The sequence below is a fragment of the Rossellomorea sp. RS05 genome, from assembly GCF_039822645.1.
In the GTDB taxonomy this organism is placed as follows: domain Bacteria; phylum Bacillota; class Bacilli; order Bacillales; family Bacillaceae_B; genus Rossellomorea; species Rossellomorea marisflavi_B.
In genome coordinates this window covers 20,236-42,936 of record NZ_JBDKWY010000007.1, presented here as the reverse complement: position 1 = coordinate 42,936, position 22,701 = coordinate 20,236, and the positions used below count along the sequence as shown (strand labels likewise).

Genomic DNA, 22,701 nt, shown 5'->3' with positions numbered 1-22,701 from the left:
GGGGATGAGCATATGACCGTCAGGGAATCAATCGAGAATAAGGATGTCGCTCTGATCGACATTTTGGATATCATTTTGGACAAAGGTGTTGCCATCAAAGGGGATTTGGTCATCTCGATCGCAGGAGTGGACCTTGTATACCTTGATCTCCGCGTGCTGATCTCTTCAGTGGAAACGCTGGTTCAACATAAAAATGGAACGCGTAAAACCATATCTTCAGAACAATTGGAACACGAAAGGAAGGGATTGATCCATGCAACCGGCCAGCCAGACAAGTGGACGGATTAACTTCGACCCCGATAAGGCAGAGCAAGGCTTGGCACAGCTAGTGTTGACGGTTGTGGAGCTTCTCAGGCAAATCGTTGAAAGGCATGCCATGCGCAGGGTGGAAGGCGGCACACTGACCGATCAGCAAATTGAAGATCTCGGAGTCGCGTTGATGAACCTGGAAGGAAAAATGGAAGAACTGAAGGAAGTATTCGGTCTTGATGCAGAGGATCTGAACATCGATCTTGGACCATTAGGAAGCCTGATGTAAGAGAGGAGGAGACATGATGGAACATTCCATGCAATCAAGCACCATCGTGGATGTGTTAGAGAAAGTCCTTGATAAAGGTGTGGTCATCGCTGGTGATATCACCGTAGGAATTGCAGATGTGGAGCTATTGACCATCAAGATCCGACTTATCGTAGCGTCCGTTGATAAAGCGAAAGAAATCGGGATGGACTGGTGGGAAAACGATCCTTACCTAAGTTCCAAAGCCGAAAATCAGCAGGCAAAAGCCCTTGAAGAAGAAAACCGGAAGTTAAACGAACGATTGGAATCTCTGGAAAAGCAGCTTAGCAGTTCGAATCGTCTCAACCAAGTGTAATAAGGGCAAGCAGAAATCATCATCTAACTTTTTTTCGTAGTTGAAAGAACCGATTTGATTATCGGATAAACCATAAAATGATTAATATATTGGAGGGAACTATAATGGCAGAAAAAAACACTGAATTAGAAAACACGACTCAATCAAAGAAAGAAGAAGAGAAAAAGACACGTAAGAGCGGCCCTATTACACGTACTGTGGCCGGAAGCCTCCTTGGAGCTACAGTAGGATACTTGGCAACACCTGAAAATGGTAAAAAGCTTCTTAGCAAGATCGATCAAGAGAAGCTTAAGAGCAAAGGGTTGGAAATTGGGAACTCTGCAAAAGAAACATCAAGAAAAGCTGTTGTATCATTGAAGCAATCAACCGCCAATCTGTTCAAGCGTGATCAAACTGATGAAGAACAGGAAGATCAAGAAGAAGTGAATGAAAGCGGGGAAGGGTCAGATTATGAAGCTCTGAAAGAAGAAAACAACACTCTTCAAAATCGCCTTCAACAGCTTGAGGAAAAATTGAATCAACTGACTCAATCAAGCGAAGAAGATGATGAGGAGGAAGAAGACGACGAGGAAGAGGACGAAAAGGAAGAAGCAAAGTCCGATAAGAAAAGCAAAGCGGCTAAAGATGCGGATGAGGACGAAGAGGAAGACGATGAGGAAGATGATGAAGAAGAAGATGACGAGGATGAGGAACCATCCAGTAAGAAAAAATCAACTAAATCCAAGTCATCTAAGGCAAAGAAAGGTTCAACAAAGAAATCTTCTTCAAAGTCTAAAAAGAAATCTTCCAAAAAAGATGATGACGATGATACAACGCTATCAAGTGATGACGACACACTTTCATGATTGGCTACAATTGACCGACTATGACAGAAGGAAAGGAGCGGTGACCGGATGAGTGGGCATACAGATAAGGATAGCATCCTGGAGTTTTTCGCAATTGCTGCCAATAAGCATGATTTCTCCCTAGATATATCTTTGAACCTTAAGGGAGCAGTGGTGACGGGTACCATGATCTCTGCCACCGAGTATTTCTCGTCGTTAAGCGAGGCGTTCGAGGAGGGAAGTGAAGTAGCCCAGAAAGTGAGTGAAGAACTTTCTGGCGCCGGAGAAGCGGTTGAAGAAAATCAGCCGTCAGAAGCGAATTTCATTCACCTTAAAAACGCCAAGATCTACTGTGGTGACAGCAAACCCACCCCTTCCAAAGGGAAAATCCTCTGGCGTGGAAAGTTATCCGAAATCGATGGATTCTTCCTTGGGAAAATCTCAGAGTCAAAAAGTAAGTAAACCCCAGGGTATGGAAGGTTTTTCATACAGGTTTCCTCCATACCCAATGCGGGTAAATGGTAAGTATAAAGGAGGTTACATGAATGAAACGACTCGTTAAAAACGTGATTAAATGGGCTCCAGTCGTGTATCCTGTAGTAAGAAAGATCATGAACGAACGAAAAGCCAAGAAGACCAAAGCAGCCTGATCGGGGCTGCTTTTTATTATGTTTCGAAAGCTCTCTGGACATCACCATTTTATTAAAGAAGATGCACTTTATCTATTCCCTTACTGCATGTAAGTGGGGATTCGAACGAAAGGAGCAATCATTATTTTCTCTACACCCCGCAAAAGAAGCGAGATGGTTTTTTTCCATACTGATTGAATAAAGATTTAAGTATGTACCAACGATATCTACAATCAATAATAAAGAGTGAATTGGAGCGGAAGGGACTTGACTCCTGCGGAAAAGGAGGGAAGCTCGAGACCCCGGAAGCGTAGCTGAGGAGGCTCGACTACCTCCCCGCGGAAAGCAAGTCCCTGCAGCGGAAAGGAACGGTCTGCCTCTTCTCTACACCCCCGCATAGAGAAGCAAGATGACTTTTTTATACTGATTGATTAAAGACATAAGTACATTCCAACAAATATCAACGACCAAAAATAAAGAGTGGATTTGAGTGAAAGGAACTTGAATCCTGAGGAAAAGGAGGGAAGTTCGAGACCCCGGAAGCGCAGCTGAGGAGGCTCGACTGCCTCCCCTCGGAAAGCAAGACCCTGCAGCGGAAAGCAACGGTCTGCTTCTATCATAACCTCGCATGTAAATCGAGATGCTACATACTCACCATGTATATACTCAACAAAAAAACGCGATCAGAATATTCTCTGACCGCGTTTTGCTCAGGGATTTAAACCCCTTTATTAGTGTGCTGCTCTTCTAGTGGAGCGTAAGATGATGCTCAAAATAAATACGAAGATGATGGCTCCCAACAATGCTGGGATGATAGCCATTCCTCCTACGACAGGTCCAAGGCTTCCAAGTAGCTTTCCACCAATCCATGCTCCGATGATTCCTGCGATGATGTTCCCGATGATTCCGCCTGGTACATTTTTACCTAGAATTAGTCCTGCCAGCCAACCGATGATGCCTCCGACAATCAAGAAAATAATTAGTCCCATGTTTGTCTCTCCTTTATGATGTATTATTGGTATTACTTTATATATTCCCCATTTAGAAGGGTTTAAACCCTAATACGTGGTGACTTGGAATACTTTTTGAAGGACATACATGATGTATTTGAAGATTGGTAATTTATCTTGATATTTCTTGTACTCGACGGTATACGTTCCGTTTTCGTTATTCCAGATGCGCTGGAAGTAGTCATCCACATCTGTCATGAGACGGCTGTCCGGGGCTCCTGTGAAAAGAATGTTTTCTTCAAGATTATAGTCATCTAGGTTTCTTGACGTATAGTTGCTTGAGCCTCCAATGACGGTCGAGTTGTCTTTTCCTTTTACATAAATGAACTTGGTGTGATACTGCTCTTTGTTGGTGTTGTACCAGCGGATGGTGATATGCTCGTTATCCAACTTGTTCAGTTCTGATGCGACGGGGAGGTTTGGCAATCCGATTTTCTCCTGTCCAAACGCATTCTGGTTCGGGTCCAGGACGATGTGCAAGTCCACCTTTCGATCTGCTGCGTTTTCGATGGCATCGATGATGTCACGATCTGCTAGATAGAACATGCCGATCCAAACCTCGTCTCCTTCCTTCGCCTTATCGAGTGCCTTCACGACATTGGTCTGGACCTTTCTCTCTGTAAGGATCTGGGCTTTTACTTCTTTACCTCCCGATGATTGTGACGGGTTTATAAGGTCATCCACTTCCTTATCAGAAGGGAACGCCTTCATATCTCCCCCAGAGAAAGCAGCGACGGCTTTTTCGGCCTTGATCATATCTTTGAGGATATCCCCTTTCACCCTGAAGGCGATATTGGAATGGAATCCGCTAGCGTCGTGAGGATTGGCGCTGAGGACCATGCCTTCCTTCTCGCTGATCACCACTTTTCGGTGATTCGCTTTCACGTTCAGCAGTTTGAGGTACGATCGTGCCGTTACTTCAGGAGCAGATGGGGCCATGGGATTCGGCAACCACCCGTTTCCTTTTTGTCCGAACCATTGAATCCCGGCTCTCCATACGCCTGAATACAGGAGATTCGGGTCCCGGAGTCGATCCAAATCAGTGAAGATTACTTCGGCACCGAGCTCTTTCAAAGGTTCGAGCTGATCGGGCGTATGGGAACCGTATGTGGTATTGACATCATCGCTGATGAAGACGACTTTGAGATCGGGTTTTTCTTTCATGCGTTCCTGGATCGTCTTTGATAGCTCTTCGCTGATCTTAGGGTAATTCCGGTCGTTTTTCGTGTAGCCGTTGAAGAGGAATAGATCGAGTATGAGGAAATCTTCTGCTTCACTAACGGTTTTGTTGACTTCGTCAAATATGGAATGATCGTATTCTTCCTTTCCATCCTTTTGATAGGTGAGGTCATAGATGAACTCGACATCTTCTTCGGGAATGGAATGGATATCGCCTGCATATGAAACACCGTCAGGCAGAGGTTTGGTGCGCTGATAAAACATGATGGATGATAAAAGGATGACAATCGCAAGACCGATCACCCATCGTTTCTTTTTGTACCACGGGCGTTTTTTCAAATGGACTCCCCTATTCTATATATAATGTCCTTCCTACTATACCCACAAAGGTAAGAAGGGAATCCAGGCTTTGTCATTTTATTCAGTACGTGTCCTACCGATAGAAAAAAGCCCTGCGCTTGTGGGCGCAGGGCTTTGAGGATCAAACGGCTTTCTTTAATTGACGATGATAGAACATGAGGATCAGGAAAGATAGGATCATGGCGATGATGAGGACAAGGAACGTATTCCTGAACGCATCGACACCATAATTCACTCCGCCCATTTCTACGATCAGGCCACCAATGACCGAACCGGAAGCACTGCCGACGTAGTGGAGGAGCTGTTTCATACCCATTCCGGATCCGACAAGATCCCTGTTCACCACGCGGGAGACTTCGTTTGTGGTACTCGAAGAGAGACTGGAGAACCCGAAGCTCGTGAACATATAGGCGAGCATGATCATGTATTCGTTGATCGGTGACAGGAAGAAGAACAGGATGGTCGAAATGAGGAGAAGGCAGTGGGCCATCACCATCACCCGCATGTTCCCGTACTTGTCGATCAGTCTGCCCACATAGATGGCAGCAACTGCCGAGAGCATGGCACCAGGGAAGATGATCAGTCCCATGGTGGTCGGATTTTTATCGAAAATGCTTTTAAGCATCAGGGGCATGACGAGCAGGATGGCAAAATGCGTAACGAACCCCATATAGCTCATGTATAAGATCTTCCTGTATCCTTTATCCCGGATCAATTTTGGCTGGATGAAAGGAAGTTCGACTTTATGGATCCTGATCCACAGGGCCGCAAAGAATACTAGTGCTACGGCGAGATGGATCCAGTTGAATCCGGAAATGAAGAGGAGGAAGAATGTGACACCCACTCCCGTCATGATGGCTCCCCATATGTCGAATGCACCTTTTCGGATTGTTTCGGCTGGCAACATTTTATAAAGGACGGGAATCATGACGATCACGAGGAGCGTAACCAGGAAAAGATAATTCCAGTTAAGATAATCGGTGATGACTCCTCCTACTACAGGCCCCAGTCCGAATCCGAGGGAAGATGCCGAAGCAATCATGGCCAGGGCACGTCCACGCACGGCCATTGGAATGAATCTGCTGGCAAAGACCATGGACAAGCCTGGAATGGCTGCGGCTCCGGCTGCCTGGAACAAGCGGGATAGCAGCAACCATAAGAAAGAATTGGCAAAGAATCCTGAAAGGGAACCCAATCCGAACACAATGATCCCGATGATGATCAAGCGTCTGATCGGAAGATAGTCAGACAGACGCGTATACGTAATCGTCCCGATCGCCAAGACGATGGAATAGCCCGATACGATCCACGCACCCTCTGAAGGCTTCAGGGAAAACTCATGCAGGATATTCGGAAGGGCGACATTGAACATGGTTGTGTTCATGACGACCAGCCATATGGTCAGGCTGAGGAATGCAACCGTCTTTGTGTAAGAAGGAGCGGTCTTGGTCGGTTGTTCAGTCTTGATAAGACCACCTCCGTAGTTGATTTTGTTTAGACACTCGAAGTAATATACCACAAAACCAACTTGTCTGAAAACCTTTTGCTTTCACGAAGGGAAATGCACTGTAAGGAATGAGGGTGGGTGGTGAGGACTCCGGGGTTCACCCGGAAAATCCTTCAGTAGGAGAGGCCGATGGATGCGTTGAAATACGCATCGTGGTCGAGGCTTTCCAGCAGGAAATGGGCAACGTCCGCCCTGGATATTTTCTTTCCGCCTTCGGGTATGGAGGCGGGATGGGTGCGGTATTCCCCTGTGAAAGGCCCGTTGATCAGTTGCATGGGACGGGCAATGGTATAGCGAAATCCACTATCCTTGATTAGGGAAACGGCTTCTCGGTGATCCTTCAGCACGTTCCGTAGAATGAATTGGGCCAACTTACCTTGGAACCCTGTTATTTCATGGTCAATGCCTGCAGAGGCGACATAATGGACGGATCTCGCTCCTTGAAGCTGCATGCCTGAGAGGATATGACCCGTCATGGTGCTGAGCTGGGTGGTCTTTCCGAGCCCAGAGGCCCCTAGGCAAGAGATGACCGCATCTTGTCCCTGCAGCGCTGCATGGACAGCCTGTCTATCTGTGGCATCTCCCTGGATGAACGGTGAATGGTCAGGAAGTTTGGCGGGATCCCGCACAAATGCTGTCAGATCCAATCCCCGTTCCTTTGCCTGCTTCACCACTTCTGTTCCAGTGGAACCCGTAGCGCCGAAGACGATGATTTTCATTTTGTTTCCCTCCTTCTTTAAGAATATTGTATAGTATGGGGGAAGAGAATGACGAATCTGAACGGGGGATGAATATGTCCAAGCGTGCAATTAAAGGCATAAACGTCGATGAAGAAACAAGATGCGATCATTACCATACAGAAAAGGATATTATCGCTATTAAATTCAAATGCTGTGACACCTATTATCCATGTCACAAATGCCATGATGAAGTAGCTGACCATGAGCCCGTATTATGGGGACGTGAAGAGTGGAACGAGAAGGCCGTCCTTTGTGGAAAGTGTCGATCGGAATTGAGCATCCTCCAGTATATGAACTGTCAGTCCTCCTGCCCTCATTGTCATGCTTCATTCAATCCGGGCTGCAGCAATCATTATCATTTATATTTCGAAGGGTAGGGATTCCGGTGGAAAAAGCAACATTTGCAGGAGGATGCTTCTGGTGCTTGGTCGAGCCTTTTGATCAATTAGAGGGGATTGAATCCGTTACTTCAGGTTATATCGGAGGAGAAGGTGATTCACCGTCCTATAAAGAAGTCGTGAGGGGCGAAAGCGGACATGTGGAGGCGGTCGAAATCCTCTTTGATCCCTCTCTTTTCTCGTACGAACGCCTTCTGGATGTGTATTGGAAGCAGATCGATCCCACAGATGCTGAAGGGCAGTTCAATGATCGGGGTACACCCTATCGAACGGTAATCTTTTATCACTCCGAGGAACAGCATGCCGCAGCAGTGAAATCCCGTGATGAGCTTCAACGAAGCGGGAAGTTCTCGAAACCGATTGTAACAGAAATCCTTCCTGCTCCTGTCTTTTACAAAGCGGAGGAGTACCACCAAGATTTCTATAAAAAAAATATGTTCCGTTATGCCCTTTATAAACGGGGGTCTGGAAGGGACGGGTTTATAAAGGAACATTGGCCGGAAGACCGTTCTTATCTGAAAGAAACGCTCACTCCCATGCAATACCGTGTCACACAGGAAAATGGAACGGAACCTCCTTATGAAAATGAGTACTGGGCTAACAAGGAAGAGGGCATCTATGTCGATATCGTCTCAGGGGAGCCTTTGTTCACCTCGAGGGATCAGTATGACAGTGGTTGCGGATGGCCGAGCTTTACAAAACCTGTCATGAAGGCGAGTGTCACGGAACGATATGACCTCAGTCATCGTTCGACACGTATGGAAGTCCGCAGCAGGGAAGCCAACTCCCATCTTGGTCACGTGTTCACCGACGGACCAGGACCTGACGGGGTGAGGTACTGCATCAATTCAGCAGCTCTCCGGTTCATCCCGAAAGATTTGCTTGAGGAAGAAGGGTATGGGGATTTCAAAATCTTATTTAATTGAAAAGGGACCGCCTGAGCGGTCCCTTTTCAATTAGTTTTGTCATATCCTGCGATAAATATTTCCCGGGTCATAGATTATTCATCAATCGATGGAAGCGGCTTTTGGGCTGGTCCTTCAATGACTGTACCTTCAGGAGAAAAACGCGATCCGTGACAAGGGCAATCCCATGTCAGATCCCCCTGGTTCCATGCGGTCTCGCAGCCTAAGTGGGTACAGGTGTTATCTACGAGATGGAGTTTGCCGTCGGTGTCACGATATCCGCCGCATTTCTTCCCTTCATGCCAGACCACACCTCCTTCTCCGCTCTTCAAATCCCCTGAAGACTTGAATGGAATCTGAAGTTTTCCTTTTACAAGATGCTTGGCCACATCGGCATTCTGCGAGATGAAATGTTTGATGCTTGGATCGGCGACAAATCGTGAAGGGGCGTAGAGGTCGGCGTAAATATTATGATTCCCGAGTATCAAATCGGACAGGATCATTCCCGATAAGGTCCCAGTCGTCATCCCCCATTTTTTGAATCCAGTGGCTACGAATATGGTTGGGTGCTTCGGCGAGAGAGTCCCGATATAAGGAACTTTATCAACTGAAATCAAGTCCTGGGCCGACCACCTGTGAAGGGTTTCCATATCCCCGAACACCGATTGTCCGCATTTCTCCAAAGCTTCATAGTGTTCCCGGGTGTCTTTGCCCTGCCCGGCTTTATGGTTCTCTCCTCCGATGAGGATCAGTTCTCCACCTTCTTGGACGACCGAGCGGAAGGATCGAGAAGGATCCTCCGCATTGATATACATGCCACCAGGGAACTTTTTCTCCGATTTGATTCCGATGATATAGGAACGCTCTGCATACATCTTGGTGAAGTATAGCCCCATTCCATCAAAGAAAGGGAAGTGGGTGCAGATCGCAATCTTCTCACATTCAAGATGGAAGCCGTTCGCCGTCATGACCTTTGTTATCGTGTCGTCTTCGATGGTCTCGGCAGGGGTTTGTTCGAATACTTGACCGCCAAGGCCTATAAAGGATTCCAAAAGATGCTTGAAGAATTTCAAAGGGTGGAATTCGGCTTGCCCTTTCATCATGATGGCCTGCTTGATGGGAATATCGAGGGGGATGGTTTCCACCAGTTCTCCGTCGATTCCAAGTTCGAGATACGCTTCGTATTCTTTTTGTACCTTTTGAAGGTATTCATTCGTTTCGGCATAGACATAGGCATCCTGTTCCCTGAGATCGCAGTCGAGTCCTTTCCCTATCTCTTTGATCCAGTTCAATGCCTTCATGTTTGATTCATAATAGTGCCTTGCGTATTCTGTACCAAAATGTTGCATCAGTTCATCGTATACCAGTCCATGCTGCGCGGTGATCTTGGCTGTCGTGTGACCGGTTGTCCCATTCAATACTCGGTCTGCTTCGATCAGTGCGACCTTCTTTCCACCTTTGGCAAGGAAATAAGCAGTGGTGATTCCGGCGATGCCACCACCGACCACGACCGCATCCACTTTCAGGTTCCGGTCAAGCTTCGGATACGACTGGAGATGAGTGTCCTTCCTCCAGTAAGGTTCCGGATGCTGAAAATTCATGAATTCACGCTCCTTTTCATTACGTCCCTATCATGATGGCCAAACTGGTTGGAAAACATAAGTCGTTGGGAGAGCAAAATAAAAAAACCGCCCTTTAGGGGCGGTCGAGTGTATCATGAATTGGTTTTTCCGTATTTTTCAGCTGCGTCCACCGTCTGCTTCAACAGCATAGAGATTGTCACGGGGCCGACACCACCAGGGACGGGTGTAATGGCGGATGCTTTTGCATAGCAGCTTTCATAATCGATGTCGCCCACATTTCCGGGGTTGTATCCGGCGTCGAGGACAATGGCTCCCTCTTTCAACCAATCTCCTTGAATGAAGTTTGGCTTGCCTACTGCTGCTACGACGATGTCTGCATCAGCAACGAGGGCGGGGAGGTTCTCTGTATAGGAATGACACGTGGTGACCGTGGCGTTCCGGTTCAATAGCATCATGGAGACAGGCTTACCCAGGATCGGACTCCTACCTACCACTACAGCGTGCTTTCCTTGAGGGTCTACATTGTAGTAATCGATGATTTCCATGATCGCTGCCGGGGTGCAGGACGGGAATTCACCAAAGCCCAATGCGTTTTGGCCAAAGCCGTGGCTGGTTACACCGTCTACATCCTTTTCAATGGAGATGCGTTCAAAAGCAGCTCGCTCATCGATTTGGGACGGGACAGGGTGCTGAAGAAGGATGCCGTGGACCGTAGCATCATCATTGAGTCCATCAAGGACGTCCAATAACTCCTCTGTCGTCGTTTCGGACGGTAGATGTATCTTTCTTGATTCCATGCCGATTTTCGCGCAGGCATTCCCCTTCATCTTCACATATGTGGCGGAGGACGGGTCGTCTCCTACCAGTACCGTGACGAGACATGGAGTAACCCCTTCTTCTTTCAATGCTTCAACACGTATTTTTAATTGTTCCTTTACGTCTGTTGCGACTTTGCTTCCGTTTAAGATCAATGGTTCCATTGCGATCCCTCCTGAATGTTTTAAGGCTGTTATCGTGTAGCTCATGGATATGGCCCAATCATTATGCCCAGGCGAACGGCAAATGGGTATATGAATGCAGCTCCCTTGTGGTCATTTCCACATTTTCGCCAGTCACTGCTTGATAGATGCAAAACGATTATAACACGAATATAAAATAAGAATCTAGTCGTATCGTTCGGTTTTGGGAGATTCCTATTTGGGAAATGAAGGCATAGAGGAGAAAACGTATTCAAAACTTCTTCGCCGAATGTGAATTCCCCCTCGCCAAAAACATATATCCCACAAACCCAATCGGCATGGTGAAATTTCTTTGAAGGTGAATATGTGGTAAAGTGGGTGCATTATGAAAGAGAGAAAGAGTGATAGAAAATGAAAAGGGAACGGATGACCCGTTGGGGATTTTTCTTTGTCGGGTTGATCATCATGGCGTTCGGCATTACGTTGACCATTAAAGGGAAGGATCTTGGCATCGGTCCATGGGACGTCCTTCATTATGGGCTCTTCCTGAATGCCGGTTTTAGCATCGGAGCCTGGTCGATCATTGCGGGTATCGTCATCCTCTCCTTCACCGGGATCATGACAAAGTCAATACCGAAGCTGGGGGCATTCATCAATATGCTCCTTGTGGGGATTTTTATAGACATCTTCAACTATCTTCTTCCTGACCCTTCGTCTTTATGGATACAGGCAGGTGTACTATGTATCGGGATCATCATCATGGGTATCGGGATCGGCATTTATGTAGCTGCTGGACTTGGGGCAGGCCCCAGGGACAGCCTTATGCTCTTAATCGTGGATAAGACCGGCTGGCGCGTCCAGTGGGTGAGGAACGGCATGGAACTGGTCGTATTGATTGCAGGCTGGCTGCTTGGCGGCCCCGTCGGGATCGGTACGATCGTGATCGCCCTCGGTGTCGGACAGGTGGTTGGAATGTCCTTGCCTATGAGCAGGAATTGGGTAGAGGCAACGATTGCACGTCAGCGAGAGGATGCACCTCTTGCAGGATAGCTCGAGTAGGATGAGGAGGAACCGGGGTGAGGGAGCTTGTGACAAACTGTGCAGCATGCGGTGGCACCATTTATTGTGAAAACGGCTTTTATAAAGGTGATGAGGAGCTCGGATTATGTCTGGAGTGTTCTAACAATGTGAGAACATATACCGAAGCCCTCCTCCTGCACTTCAAAGAGATGGGGACGGAAGAAAATCGTGAATCGATGGAAGCGTATATGCGGAATCAGTTTTCGTTCTATGGCATCAGGACTCCCGAGCGCAATGCTGCTCTCAAGGACTTTGTCAAACAGTATGGTGATCCTCCTCTGGAAGAGCTGCCTTCTGTCACGAAATTGCTTTGGGACGGACCGGAGCGGGAGTGTCAGTATGCCGCTCTCTCCCTCCTTTCCAGGCAGGTCAAGAAGCTGACCCTTGACCATCTACCGCTCCTTGAAGAGCTCATCGTCAAAAAGTCCTGGTGGGATACGATTGATGGCATCGCCCCGAACCTTGTAGGATCCATTTTCCTGAAACATGGAGGTGGAGGATATCCTGAACGGTGGATCATATCAGATAATATATGGCTGAACCGGTCGGCAATCCTTTATCAGTTGAAATATAAGGATAAGACCGAAGAGGACCGACTATTCGGCTATATCAGGAAAAAACAAGATTCCAAGGAATTCTTCATCCAAAAAGCGATCGGCTGGGCTCTCCGGGAGTACTCGAAGACAAACCCGACGGCGGTGGAGGATTTTATAGAAAACGAAGATCTCGCACCGCTCAGTGAGCGCGAGGGAATGAAGCATATCAACAGAAACAGGGGGTAAGGAAACATGAACTGGAATGATTGCATCGAGAGAACGAATACCCACTCGGTTAAATGGTCGTATCCACAGGAGGATGTCATACCGATGTGCATAGCAGATATGGATTTTCAGGTTTCCCCTTCCATCGTGGAGGCGCTGCAAAAGAAAGCTGCTCATGGAATTTATGGGTATACCACCTTCAGTGACCGGTACTTCAACTCGATTATCGACTGGTGGGACAAGCAGTATGGCATCAAGATCCAGAAGGAATGGATTTCATTCAGTCCTGGTATCATTCCGGGTATCAACGTCCTTCTCTCGGTCCTTACAGAGCCAGGGGATGCCGTCATCCTGCAGGATCCCGTGTACTATCCGTTCTACAGCACGATTGAGGTACATGGATGCACGGTGCTGAAGAATACGCTTCTCTATGAAAATGGTCGCTATGAGATGGACTTTGATGACTTGGAGAAAAAAGCGCGTTCCTCAAAAGCAAAGGTTCTGATCCTCTGCAGTCCCCATAATCCTGTCGGCAGGGTGTGGACAAAAGAAGAGCTTGAGCGGGTGGCGTCGATTGCGAAAGAACATGATCTGTGGATCATTTCAGATGAAATGCATGGCGACCTCGTGTTCGAGGGACATCGGCATCTTCCCTTTATCCAGGCAGATCCTTCCGTGAGGGACCGTACCATCGTCTGCTCAGCCCCGAGCAAAACGTTTAACATTGCCGGTCTTCAGACGTCCATTCTCATGATCCCGAATAAGGAATTGCAGCAGCGTTATCAAGAGAAGCTTACATCCTTCGGGCTGATGCGTCCCAATGTATTCGGGATCGAAGGGACGATCGCTGCCTATGAGGAAGGGACTCCATGGCTTGAAGAACTCCTGATGGTATTGGAGGATAACAAAGAGTATGTATTGAATTACATCAAGGAATACATGCCTGAACTTCAGGCGATTCAGTCGGAAGCCACCCACCTGATCTGGATCGACTGTCAGAAACTCGGTATGAGCGGAGAAGAGCTTTGTACCTTCTTCCTGGAGAAGGCTCGAGTGAAATTCGATGAAGGATTCAAATTCGGAGAGACCGGCATTTCGTTCATCCGAATGAACATTGCCTGTCCCAAGGAGCGCATCGATATGGCGTTGCGGCGGATGAATGAAGCTTTGCTTGAGCATAGAATAAGAAAACAGTCTTAATAAGGCTGTTTTTTTGTTTTGTCCTGTAATCCTAACATCAACCGACAGATATCCCCATTTTCAATTAATTGTTGCAGTTGAGAATGAAATATCGTCGAGGGGATGGGTGTAAAGACCTGGATTTAAGCGTGTCAACTTATGAGGATCATCGAACTATGTCGAAAGTATAGGGAGTATGGTTCGTTACTAGGTGGGATAGTCGAAAATGTCATAAATAACGAAGGAAGAGAAGAAACTTCCGGCTTATATATTCTGAAAATTTAGTGTGTTATGATTATTTCGCTTATATTATAACTATTCTCATAGAGAGGGGATTATGTATTTGAAAACTAAATTGTTTTCCATTCTTTCGACCGGTGCTTTGGCACTGGGGCTGTTGGCACCATTTTCACAGGAGGTCTCGGCTGAGTCCACTCCGACAACGGCCAACTGGAATACCGAGCGATATGGTGATCGCATTGATATCGATGGTCATCTCGAGTCACTGTCTGAAAATGAAAATTTCCTGAATAAGGCTGAGGGTAAGCTGAAAAAACAGGTGAAAGAGTTCAAGTTTGATCAAAAAGGGGAAGTAAAGGCTCAAAGCAATAAACAGACGAATGAATTTACATACGACGGAGGCACAAAGCTGTTCCTTGATCGGGATCTGGAATTTAAACAATTCACCCTGAGAAGTGTAGGGGACAACGTGGAGATCTGGGTGGCGAATGATCTGGCCTTCCCTGAAGGAGATCCCCGTCCTCCTCACGTGGTCACTCAGGAGCAGGTAGATAAGCTGAAGGATGAGTTCGATTCGAACATCTATCCGACTGCAACGGATTTCTTCGGCATGCCGGATGAGCTGGATGGATCGAATGCAACCGTCCCAGGAATGGTAGGACTGCCGGATAACTATTACGAAGGCAGCGACAAGGTGATCATGCTCGTCGACAATATCAAGGATGACGGCTACTACGATCCTAGCTATCCGTTCTTCGTGGCAGGATTCTTCTGGCAGACCCTTGAAAACTATACGGACCGGAACATCATCACGATTGATACGAACAGCTGGGAAACCAGGCTCGAGAATACGTTCTTCGGTACGACCATCCATGAGCTTCAGCATTTGATCCATGCCGATAATGACCCGGCTGAAGAGACATGGCTGAATGAAGGGATGTCCACATTCTCCGAGTTCCTTGGTGGGTACGGATCCAATGAGGGTTCTGTGAACTTCTATCTTGATCACCCTGAAAACTCCCTCGTGAACTGGGATGAACACCGCAGTACGGCAACAGGGCCAGAAACGATCGCGGACTATGGTCAGGTCTATCTCTTCACCCTCTATATGTACGATAAGTATGGGCAAGAATTCATCAGGGATCTTGCCACTGACGAAAAGCATGGAATTGAAAGTGTCGATCACATGCTGAAAGAATATGGAGCGAAGGAAGACTTCACCACCCTCTATCAACACTTTATTACGGCCCTCGCCATTGATGACGGATCTGGAGGGAAGTATGATTTCGACAGCATCGATCTGAGGGATCTTCCGGTCGACAGTAAAGGCACGAAGCGAGGCAAGACCGTCGACTATGAAAAAGCACTCGAGTATGAAAAAGAAGGGGTCCCTGCATGGGGAGGGGACTTCAAAGAGCTTGATTTCAAAGGAAAGGTCGACACGATCAATTTTGATGGAGTGGACTTCCTTCCGGTCAACTGGAAAAGCGTTGATGATCCCAAAGGGTCGGGCAACAAAGTCCTATGGGCTAATGAAGGCGACGAACTGGACAGTGCCATCGTATTAGAAGCAGATCTATCAAAAGTGGGCAAAGCCACTCTCACCTTCGACAACTTCATCGATATTGAAGAAGCATGGGATTACGCCATGGTCCAAGTTTCTGAAGATAATGGGAAGACCTGGACATCCCTTGAAAATGAAAATACCCGTTCGGATGTCGATGGGCAGGGATATCCTAAGATTAAAGATAATGTCCCGGGCTTCACTGGTCACTATGAAGACTGGAAAAAAGAAACCTTTGATTTGAGCCAATACGCCGGTAAGGACATCCTGATCTCCTTCCGCTATCTGACGGACTGGGGTTACAATGACTCAGGCTGGTTCATTGATAATATTGAGATCCCGGAAATCGGATTCAAGCAGGACGGATCCAATCTGGATGTATTCAAATCGAAAGCGGAAATCCTTGGAGAGTACGTGGAATATACGGTCACATTCATCAATGAGAGACAGGTAGGCAACAAAAAGAACCCGAAAACCAAGTATAAAGTCATTCAGGTCGACCCGTTCAATGTGACGGAAACCAATGCCTTGAAGCTTCGACAACTCTTCAAGGATGGAAGTAACTATATGATTACTTCCTATGCAGCTCCACCACACGATAAAAACCCGGTCGATTTCACGTATGAAGTCAAACTGAAGGATAAGAAAAAACCGAAGAAAAAGCATTGATCTTCATGAAGCGGGCCTTAGGGCCAGCTTCTTTTTTTATAGGAATCAATTTGATTGGCCAACCGCATACTAGAGACATCATCAGACACAGAGAATCAACCATTTCCGCAAGAATTATTTTGTCCATCACGGAGAAACATGTTAAACTAATCTGTGTGAAATAGTACGAAAAACGCTAACATTATACCGGCGACTGTCTTTCTCGAGTGTACAATTGTCTATAAAACGCTTACATAAACAAGGAGGTCACAAAGATGACAAGTAAAACCCTGGACCATTTCTTACAGGACAATCTGCAGGATCTAAAATCAAAAGGTCTCTATAATGAAATCGATCCGTTGGAAGGGGCAAACGGACCCGTCATTACGATTAAAGGCAAGGAGCTTGTGAATCTCTCTTCCAATAATTATCTAGGACTTGCAACAGATGAGCGCTTGAAAAAGGTGGCCATTGAAGCGGTGAAAGAATATGGTGTCGGAGCAGGTGCTGTCCGGACAATCAACGGAACACTTGACCTTCACGTGAAACTGGAAGAAAAGCTTGCTGAATTCAAGGGAACCGAAGCGGCCATCGCGTATCAATCGGGCTTCAATTGCAATATGGCAGCCATTTCTGCGGTCATGGATAAACATGATGCCATTCTTTCCGATGAATTGAACCATGCGTCCATCATCGACGGATGCCGTCTGTCCCGTGCCAAGATCATCCGATTCAACCACTCGGATATGGAAGATTTGCGTGCAAAGGCGAAGGAAGCCAAAGAATCAGGTCTTTACGCGAAAATCATGATCATCACAGATGGGGTCTTCTCTATGGATGGAGACGTATGCAAGCTACCTGAAATCGTCGAAATCGCAGAGGAATTCGATATCATGACCTATGTGGATGATGCCCATGGTTCCGGTGTTCTTGGTAAAGGTGCCGGTACGGTGAAGCATTTCGGTCTCTCTCATAAAGTCGATTTCCAAATGGGTACGCTGTCTAAAGCCATCGGGGTAGTAGGTGGCTATGTGGCTGGTACTCAAAATCTGATCGACTGGTTGAAGGTGCGATCCCGCCCGTTCTTATTCTCCACTTCCCTGACACCTGCGGATGTGACTGCGTGTACGGAAGCGCTGGACTTGTTGATGAACAGTACGGAACTGCAGGACAAAATGTGGGAAAATAGTGCCTACCTCAAGGAAAAACTTTCAGGGCTTGGCTTTGATATCGGGAAATCTGAAACGCCGATCACTCCTGTCATCATCGGTGATGAGCAGGCTACCCAAAATTTCAGTAAGCGCCTGTATGAAGAAGGGGTTTATGCGAAGTCCATCGTATTCCCTACAGTGCCCCGCGGAACGGGTCGGGTACGGAATATGCCATCGGCAGCCCATACGAAAGAGATGCTTGATCAAGCGGTCGAAGCATATGAAAAAGTCGGAAAAGAGCTGGGAATCCTTTAATTCCCTTATCATCAACGATATACAGGAGGAACTAAGATGAAGAAGATTCTTGTCACCGGTGCGTTGGGACAGATTGGCTCGGAACTTACGACCCGTCTCCGCGAGGTTTACGGCGCGGATCACGTATTGGCAACAGATATCAGGGAGACCGACAGTCCAGTCGTGACCGGAGGACCCTTCGCCCAGCTGGATGTAACCGATGAAAAGCGCATGTTCGAGCTAGCCAAGACGAACAAGGTTGATACCATCATCCATCTTGCCGCTCTTTTGTCGGCTACAGCTGAAGCTAAGCCGCTTCTTGCATGGAACTTGAATATGGGAGGACTCGTCAATGCCCTCGAAACGGCCAGGGAATTGGATTGTCAATTCTTCACCCCAAGCTCGATCGGAGCATTCGGTCCAAGTACCCCTAAAAAGGCGACACCGCAGGATACCATCATGCGACCGACGACGATGTACGGGGTGAATAAAGTGTCCGGTGAATTATTGTCGGATTATTATTTCACGAAATTCGGTGTGGACACCAGGGGTCTGCGGTTCCCTGGATTGATTTCATACGAAACGCTTCCAGGTGGGGGAACGACGGATTATGCAGTAGAAATCTACTATGAAGCCATCAAGCAGAATCGTTATACTTCCTATATCGGTGAGGGCACCTTCATGGATATGATGTATATGCCGGACGCCCTAGATGCCATTATCAATTTGATGGAGGCGGATGGATCGAAGCTCATCCACCGCAATTCTTTCAACGTGAGTGCCATGAGTGCAGCGCCTGAGCATTTTGAGAAAGCGATACAGGTTCACCAGCCTGACTTCAAGATTGACTATCAGGTCGATCCCGTCAGGCAGGCCATTGCCGAAAGCTGGCCGGATGCCATCGATTCTTCTGCTGCAGTGGAAGAGTGGGGATTCAGCTGTTCGTACGACCTTTCGAAGATGACAGCCAATATGCTCCATAAGCTAAAGGCCGAAAAAAGAATATAAGAAAATGAAAACCGCTCCGATATGAATAGGGAGCGGTTTTTTTTCGACATATTATGGGAGATGTGGTATATGTAATATAGCCCTTACTCTCTATTTAATACCTAAATATGGAAAAATAAGTGAATATAGGCACTAATTGTGCTAAAATTCAGAAGTATAAGTAGAGAACATGCTTTAAAGCAGGGGGAATGAGAAGTGAAAGAAAAGCTGAAGGTATGGGGTATTCCGATGACATTGGTCATCCTCATAATAGGAGGGATGTTCCTCCATCAGTTGCTGAAGGTGAAAGAGCCTCCTCAGAAGGATTGGAGCCGTTCGGTATACCTTGATCAATCATTTAAGGATAGACCGCAATTGTTCAATGGAAGCGGGGATCTCTTCATCTCCAGTGGAGGAAAGATCCATGGGCTAACCGTTAAGGAAGGACTCCAGGTCGAGGAGAAACAGTCACTCGATGTCGATGTTTCCGGTAGCAACCCTTATTGGACCGATGGCAAGAAGGTCATCTACTATGAGGGTGAGGAACTACTATCACATGAAGGCGGGAAGGTTTCCATCCTCTCAGAAGGAGTCACAGGCATTGAGACGAATACTAGCAGTGTGTATTATTGGACGGGTGGCACACTCTACAAAATGGATCCTCTCTCAATGGATGCCAGGAAGATTCATTCATTTAGGCAGGAGATCGATGGAGTAACCATCGGAAAAGATGGGGATGCCCTTGTTCAGACCAAGGCAGATGATACGCATGTGCAATTCCACTATATTGATAGAGAGCAACGTGTAAGTGCTCCTTTCCTGCTTCTGGAGAAGAATTCAAGCAAGCAGGTTGAAAATGCGACGTATGAAATATCAGAAGGTCAACTAACGTTATTCTACAGTGAAACAGCACACTCACAAGGACAATTGACTACGGCGACATACAAGGTCAAGCTACCTGTGGACGAGGTGGGAGATGAGCTTCAAAAGGCGGAAAAAGTCCGATTCGTCAATGCAGACAACGGGCTTGATCTGGAGTCTCCGGGCGATATTCAATTGGCGGAGATCGATGGGGAAGTCACATTGTTGCTTACTGCTGAGGGGCAGGAGATCGGGGATTTCAACGCAATCGCCTTATATAAGGCCGTTCCGAATGAAGATGGCTCTTATCAGGCGTTGCGCCTGAACACCACGAGACATTTGACCCAATCACCTCTTCCATTATTAGACAATGAAGTGGTTTGGTTCAATTACAATGGTGGTACATATGAACTATATGGGACCTCGCAGAATGACGAGGTCATCAAATCGAGTCTGCACTGGACGAAAGCATCCGTAAAAGAAGCTTTACTCAATGGGACTCTTATGCTATTTTCAAGTTTGGTAACGGGACTGACCTCATTCTATTGGGTGCTTCCTTCTTTATTTATCCTGATCCTCTTGAATATCTTCAAACCGAATGTATTTGAGAGGGAAGGCATCAGCATGGCGGAATATGTCACCATTTTGATCTTCTTGATCATGCCGTTCACCTATACAGGAAAGGCGATGGGGGATTATTTTCATCAAGTCGCACCGGGCTTCTTGAGCTTCAACGGCAGTGGCTATGCAGTGATGATCGTAATCAGCTTACTGACGGCCCTTGTATGGAAGTTTGGAAGAAATGAGGAGTGGGGTCCGTTTGCCGGAGTGTTTTACTTCATGGGAACCTACATCCTTCTATATATATCACTTATCGGACCGTATATGTTCAATCTATTCTAAGGTGAAAGGAGAGGAAGGCACGTGCGCTCATATGACATTTCTTATATCATTATGCGACTGGTCCTGTCAGCCGTGCTGTTCCTCTCCGCTATGATCATGGTGTTTGTTCTTGAGGGGGTGGCCCTTTTGATCGCCATTCCCGTAGTTGCGAGCATCGGTTTAAGTTTACTCTATCAGTCTATCAAGAAAGCCCTTACGTTTTCTTCTGTCCACGAGACCCTCCTGGAGGAAGAGAATCAACTTTCCACCCTCCTTCACTCCCTGCCGGACTTTGTATCGTTCAAAGATGGAGAGGGAAGATGGATGAAAGTGAACCAGTTTGGGAGGGAGCTCTATAACCTGGAAGGCATCGATTATATCGGAAAGACCGACAAGGAGCTGGGAGAGCTGGTCCCCTTCTTCAAAGACGCCTTTGATTTCTGTATTGAATCGGATGAAAGGGCCTGGGGTGAAAAAGGGACCCGCTGCGAAGAGAGCTTTGTCCTGCCTTCCGGTGAGCATAAGACATTTGATGTCATCAAGGTCCCCTTGTTCCATTCATCCGGGGAGAGGAAGGGCCTTGTCATCATCGGCCGGGATATTACCCAGCAAAAGGTGGCAGAAGAGATGCTTCTTCGAAATGAAAAACTGTCTGTCGTGGGTGAACTGGCAGCCGGGATCGCTCATGAAATCCGTAATCCACTTACAAGCATAAAAGGATTCATTCAGCTTTTGGAGGAAAACGAACATGTTTCAGACCGTTACTTAACCATCATGAGCACCGAGATGGACCGCATCAATCAGATTGTCGGAGAGCTACTCATTTTGTCGAAGCCGCATCTGAGGGAATCACGTCCGTTCGATATAAGGGAAGTGTTGGACTACGTCGGCAAAGTAATGGGACATGAGGCACTGATGAAAGGGATCAATCTGAAAGTGGACCTGCCCCAGGAGCCTATTGAGATCATCGGGGACAGGAACCAATGCATACAAGTCGTGATCAACATCACGAAGAATGCCATCGAGGCCATGGAAGAGGGCCTCATCAGCATCAAAGCCCACTGCTTGGAAGAAGAAATATTGATCACCATACAGGATCAGGGAGCGGGCATTCCTGCAGACAGGCTGGAACGACTGGGAGAACCGTTTTTCACCCTCAAGGAAAAAGGTATGGGCCTTGGACTCACCATCAGTCAGAAAATTATCGAAGGTCATAAAGGAAGTTTAAAGATCGAATCAGAATTGGGGGAAGGGACCCGTGTCACGATCGGGTTCCCCATCCATGCACGCCTGCCGTCAGCACCATGATGGCAGGCTTTTCAATTCTTTTAAAGGAGGATGACGATGAAGATGATCGAAGCAGTCATTTTCGATATGGACGGGGTCCTGACGGATACAATGCCCCTTTATTACGAAGCAACCAGGGCTACCCTTCTTCCATTCGGTATCGACTATACATGGGAGCAGAATGATCGAATGAAGGGAATCAGCAGGCGGGAGACCATCCGAACCGTTTGGGAGGAAGCGGGAAGGAAGATTGAAGAGGACTTGGAAATCCGACTCGCGGAGGAGAGGAATCGACGCTACCTGCAACTGATGGACAGCCTGACGCCTGATCATGTCCTCCCTGGTATGGAATCATTCCTGAAGGAACTAAAGGAGAATGGAATCCGGATGGCTGTTGCCTCTTCCAGCCGGAACGCACCGGAGGTACTGAAGAAAACCGGTCTTTCTTGGGCATTTGAATACACCATCGATCCACTTTCCCTTACCAGGGGGAAGCCGGATCCCGAGATTTTCCTGAAGGCGCGGGAGGTGCTGGGAGTCGAAGAAAGGAGGTGTGTCGGGATCGAGGACGGGGAGGCTGGATTAAGAGGCCTTCTTGAGACAGGGATGTTCACGGTAGGGGTCGGAAGCGATCCCTTCATGAGAAATGCAGACTGGTCGATTGCTTTCACTGGGGACCTGACGCTGGAGGCACTGCAGGAACAATATTACAAATGGTGCGTGACGTAAGGAAGACGCGTGCACTGGCACTCACCACATCATAAAAAGGAGTACCCGGTTCGTTCCGGGTACTCCTTTCGT

23 protein-coding genes and 1 riboswitch are annotated in these 22,701 nt (G+C 47.3%); of the genes, 17 read left to right on the top strand and 6 right to left on the bottom strand.

All coding sequences use genetic code 11. The features are described 5' to 3' along the window. Positions 1–12 precede the first annotated feature (12 nt). The 6 genes from ABJ225_RS16500 (at position 13) to ABJ225_RS22415 (ending at position 2,346) form a co-directional block, all read left to right on the top strand. Positions 13–288, top strand: coding sequence for a gas vesicle protein (locus ABJ225_RS16500; protein WP_048004763.1), 276 nt, complete (start codon positions 13–15; stop codon positions 286–288). Beyond that, positions 254–538, top strand: coding sequence for a gas vesicle protein K (locus ABJ225_RS16495; protein ID WP_347321116.1), 285 nt, complete (start codon positions 254–256; stop codon positions 536–538). The genes ABJ225_RS16500 and ABJ225_RS16495 overlap by 35 nt, the downstream gene beginning before the upstream one ends. A 16-nt stretch (positions 539–554) precedes the next feature. After that, a complete protein-coding gene (locus ABJ225_RS16490) occupies positions 555–872 on the top strand; it encodes a gas vesicle protein (RefSeq protein WP_079514190.1) in 318 nt (105 codons plus the stop codon). A gap of 104 nt (positions 873–976) precedes the next feature. Continuing rightward, positions 977–1,717: a YtxH domain-containing protein gene (locus ABJ225_RS16485; protein ID WP_218246713.1), complete on the top strand. Its 741-nt coding sequence runs from the start codon at positions 977–979 to the stop codon at positions 1,715–1,717. A gap of 48 nt (positions 1,718–1,765) precedes the next feature. Further along, positions 1,766–2,158: a gas vesicle accessory protein GvpU gene (gene gvpU / locus ABJ225_RS16480; protein ID WP_053429721.1), complete on the top strand. Its 393-nt coding sequence runs from the start codon at positions 1,766–1,768 to the stop codon at positions 2,156–2,158. A gap of 83 nt (positions 2,159–2,241) precedes the next feature. Next, positions 2,242–2,346 carry a hypothetical protein gene (locus ABJ225_RS22415; RefSeq protein ID WP_231578687.1) on the top strand — a complete coding sequence of 35 codons (105 nt, stop codon included), beginning with the start codon at positions 2,242–2,244 and terminating at the stop codon, positions 2,344–2,346. Positions 2,347–3,056: 710 nt separating this feature from the next. On the opposite strand, the gene ABJ225_RS16475 is transcribed toward ABJ225_RS22415, so the two are convergent. From ABJ225_RS16475 to ABJ225_RS16460, 4 genes are all read right to left on the bottom strand, one after another. Beyond that, positions 3,057–3,314 carry a GlsB/YeaQ/YmgE family stress response membrane protein gene (locus ABJ225_RS16475; RefSeq protein WP_056539385.1) on the bottom strand — a complete coding sequence of 86 codons (258 nt, stop codon included), beginning with the start codon at positions 3,312–3,314 and terminating at the stop codon, positions 3,057–3,059. A 69-nt stretch (positions 3,315–3,383) separates the two neighbouring features. Further along, complete coding sequence (locus ABJ225_RS16470) at positions 3,384–4,853, bottom strand: phospholipase D family protein (protein ID WP_347321115.1); 1,470 nt, start codon at positions 4,851–4,853, stop codon at positions 3,384–3,386. A 142-nt stretch (positions 4,854–4,995) separates the two neighbouring features. After that, positions 4,996–6,393, bottom strand: a complete 1,398-nt coding sequence (locus ABJ225_RS16465; RefSeq protein ID WP_235563675.1) for an MFS transporter — start codon at positions 6,391–6,393, stop codon at positions 4,996–4,998. Positions 6,394–6,494: 101 nt separating this feature from the next. Beyond that, positions 6,495–7,100 (bottom strand): NAD(P)-dependent oxidoreductase, encoded by a 606-nt coding sequence (locus ABJ225_RS16460; protein ID WP_347321114.1) that lies wholly within the window; start codon positions 7,098–7,100, stop codon positions 6,495–6,497. A gap of 68 nt (positions 7,101–7,168) precedes the next feature. Here ABJ225_RS16460 and ABJ225_RS16455 point away from each other — a divergent pair, with 68 nt between their 5' ends. Both ABJ225_RS16455 and msrB read left to right on the top strand, forming a co-directional pair. After that, the gene (locus ABJ225_RS16455; RefSeq protein ID WP_079514535.1) at positions 7,169–7,498 is read left to right on the top strand and encodes a CHY zinc finger protein; all 330 of its coding nucleotides are present in this window, start codon (positions 7,169–7,171) and stop codon (positions 7,496–7,498) included. A gap of 2 nt (positions 7,499–7,500) precedes the next feature. After that, positions 7,501–8,445 (top strand): peptide-methionine (R)-S-oxide reductase MsrB, encoded by a 945-nt coding sequence (msrB, locus tag ABJ225_RS16450; RefSeq protein ID WP_347321221.1) that lies wholly within the window; start codon positions 7,501–7,503, stop codon positions 8,443–8,445. Positions 8,446–8,519: 74 nt separating this feature from the next. Here the strand turns inward: msrB and ABJ225_RS16445 are convergent, their stop codons facing one another. Then, positions 8,520–10,025 carry an FAD-dependent oxidoreductase gene (locus ABJ225_RS16445; protein WP_347321113.1) on the bottom strand — a complete coding sequence of 502 codons (1,506 nt, stop codon included), beginning with the start codon at positions 10,023–10,025 and terminating at the stop codon, positions 8,520–8,522. 113 nt (positions 10,026–10,138) lie between these two features. Next, positions 10,139–10,987: a bifunctional 5,10-methylenetetrahydrofolate dehydrogenase/5,10-methenyltetrahydrofolate cyclohydrolase gene (locus tag ABJ225_RS16440; RefSeq protein ID WP_218246709.1), complete on the bottom strand. Its 849-nt coding sequence runs from the start codon at positions 10,985–10,987 to the stop codon at positions 10,139–10,141. A 58-nt stretch (positions 10,988–11,045) separates the two neighbouring features. Beyond that, a riboswitch (ZMP/ZTP riboswitch) is annotated at positions 11,046–11,133 on the bottom strand. A 244-nt stretch (positions 11,134–11,377) separates the two neighbouring features. Between ABJ225_RS16440 and ABJ225_RS16435 the strand changes: the two genes are divergently transcribed. The 9 genes from ABJ225_RS16435 to pgmB all read left to right on the top strand — a co-directional run bounded on the left by ABJ225_RS16435 (position 11,378) and on the right by pgmB (position 22,629). Then, on the top strand, positions 11,378–12,016 hold the full coding sequence (locus ABJ225_RS16435; protein WP_347321112.1) for a YczE/YyaS/YitT family protein: 639 nt from the start codon (positions 11,378–11,380) through the stop codon (positions 12,014–12,016). Positions 12,017–12,042: 26 nt separating this feature from the next. Beyond that, on the top strand, positions 12,043–12,828 hold the full coding sequence (locus ABJ225_RS16430) for a DNA alkylation repair protein (protein ID WP_347321111.1): 786 nt from the start codon (positions 12,043–12,045) through the stop codon (positions 12,826–12,828). 6 nt (positions 12,829–12,834) lie between these two features. Continuing rightward, the gene (locus ABJ225_RS16425; RefSeq protein ID WP_347321110.1) at positions 12,835–14,007 is read left to right on the top strand and encodes a MalY/PatB family protein; all 1,173 of its coding nucleotides are present in this window, start codon (positions 12,835–12,837) and stop codon (positions 14,005–14,007) included. A 316-nt stretch (positions 14,008–14,323) separates the two neighbouring features. Next, positions 14,324–16,459, top strand: coding sequence for a gluzincin family metallopeptidase (locus ABJ225_RS16420; RefSeq protein ID WP_481900635.1), 2,136 nt, complete (start codon positions 14,324–14,326; stop codon positions 16,457–16,459). Between the two features lie 254 nt (positions 16,460–16,713). Next, positions 16,714–17,904, top strand: a complete 1,191-nt coding sequence (locus ABJ225_RS16415) for a glycine C-acetyltransferase (protein ID WP_048004778.1) — start codon at positions 16,714–16,716, stop codon at positions 17,902–17,904. 36 nt (positions 17,905–17,940) lie between these two features. Beyond that, positions 17,941–18,891 carry an L-threonine 3-dehydrogenase gene (locus ABJ225_RS16410; protein ID WP_347321108.1) on the top strand — a complete coding sequence of 317 codons (951 nt, stop codon included), beginning with the start codon at positions 17,941–17,943 and terminating at the stop codon, positions 18,889–18,891. Between the two features lie 195 nt (positions 18,892–19,086). Next, positions 19,087–20,634: a hypothetical protein gene (locus ABJ225_RS16405; RefSeq protein WP_347321107.1), complete on the top strand. Its 1,548-nt coding sequence runs from the start codon at positions 19,087–19,089 to the stop codon at positions 20,632–20,634. Between the two features lie 21 nt (positions 20,635–20,655). Beyond that, a complete protein-coding gene (locus ABJ225_RS16400) occupies positions 20,656–21,921 on the top strand; it encodes an ATP-binding protein (RefSeq protein ID WP_347321106.1) in 1,266 nt (421 codons plus the stop codon). Between the two features lie 36 nt (positions 21,922–21,957). After that, entirely contained in the window at positions 21,958–22,629 is a 672-nt protein-coding gene (gene pgmB / locus ABJ225_RS16395; RefSeq protein ID WP_347321105.1) for a beta-phosphoglucomutase, read from the top strand. The last annotated feature ends 72 nt before the right edge of the window (positions 22,630–22,701 follow it).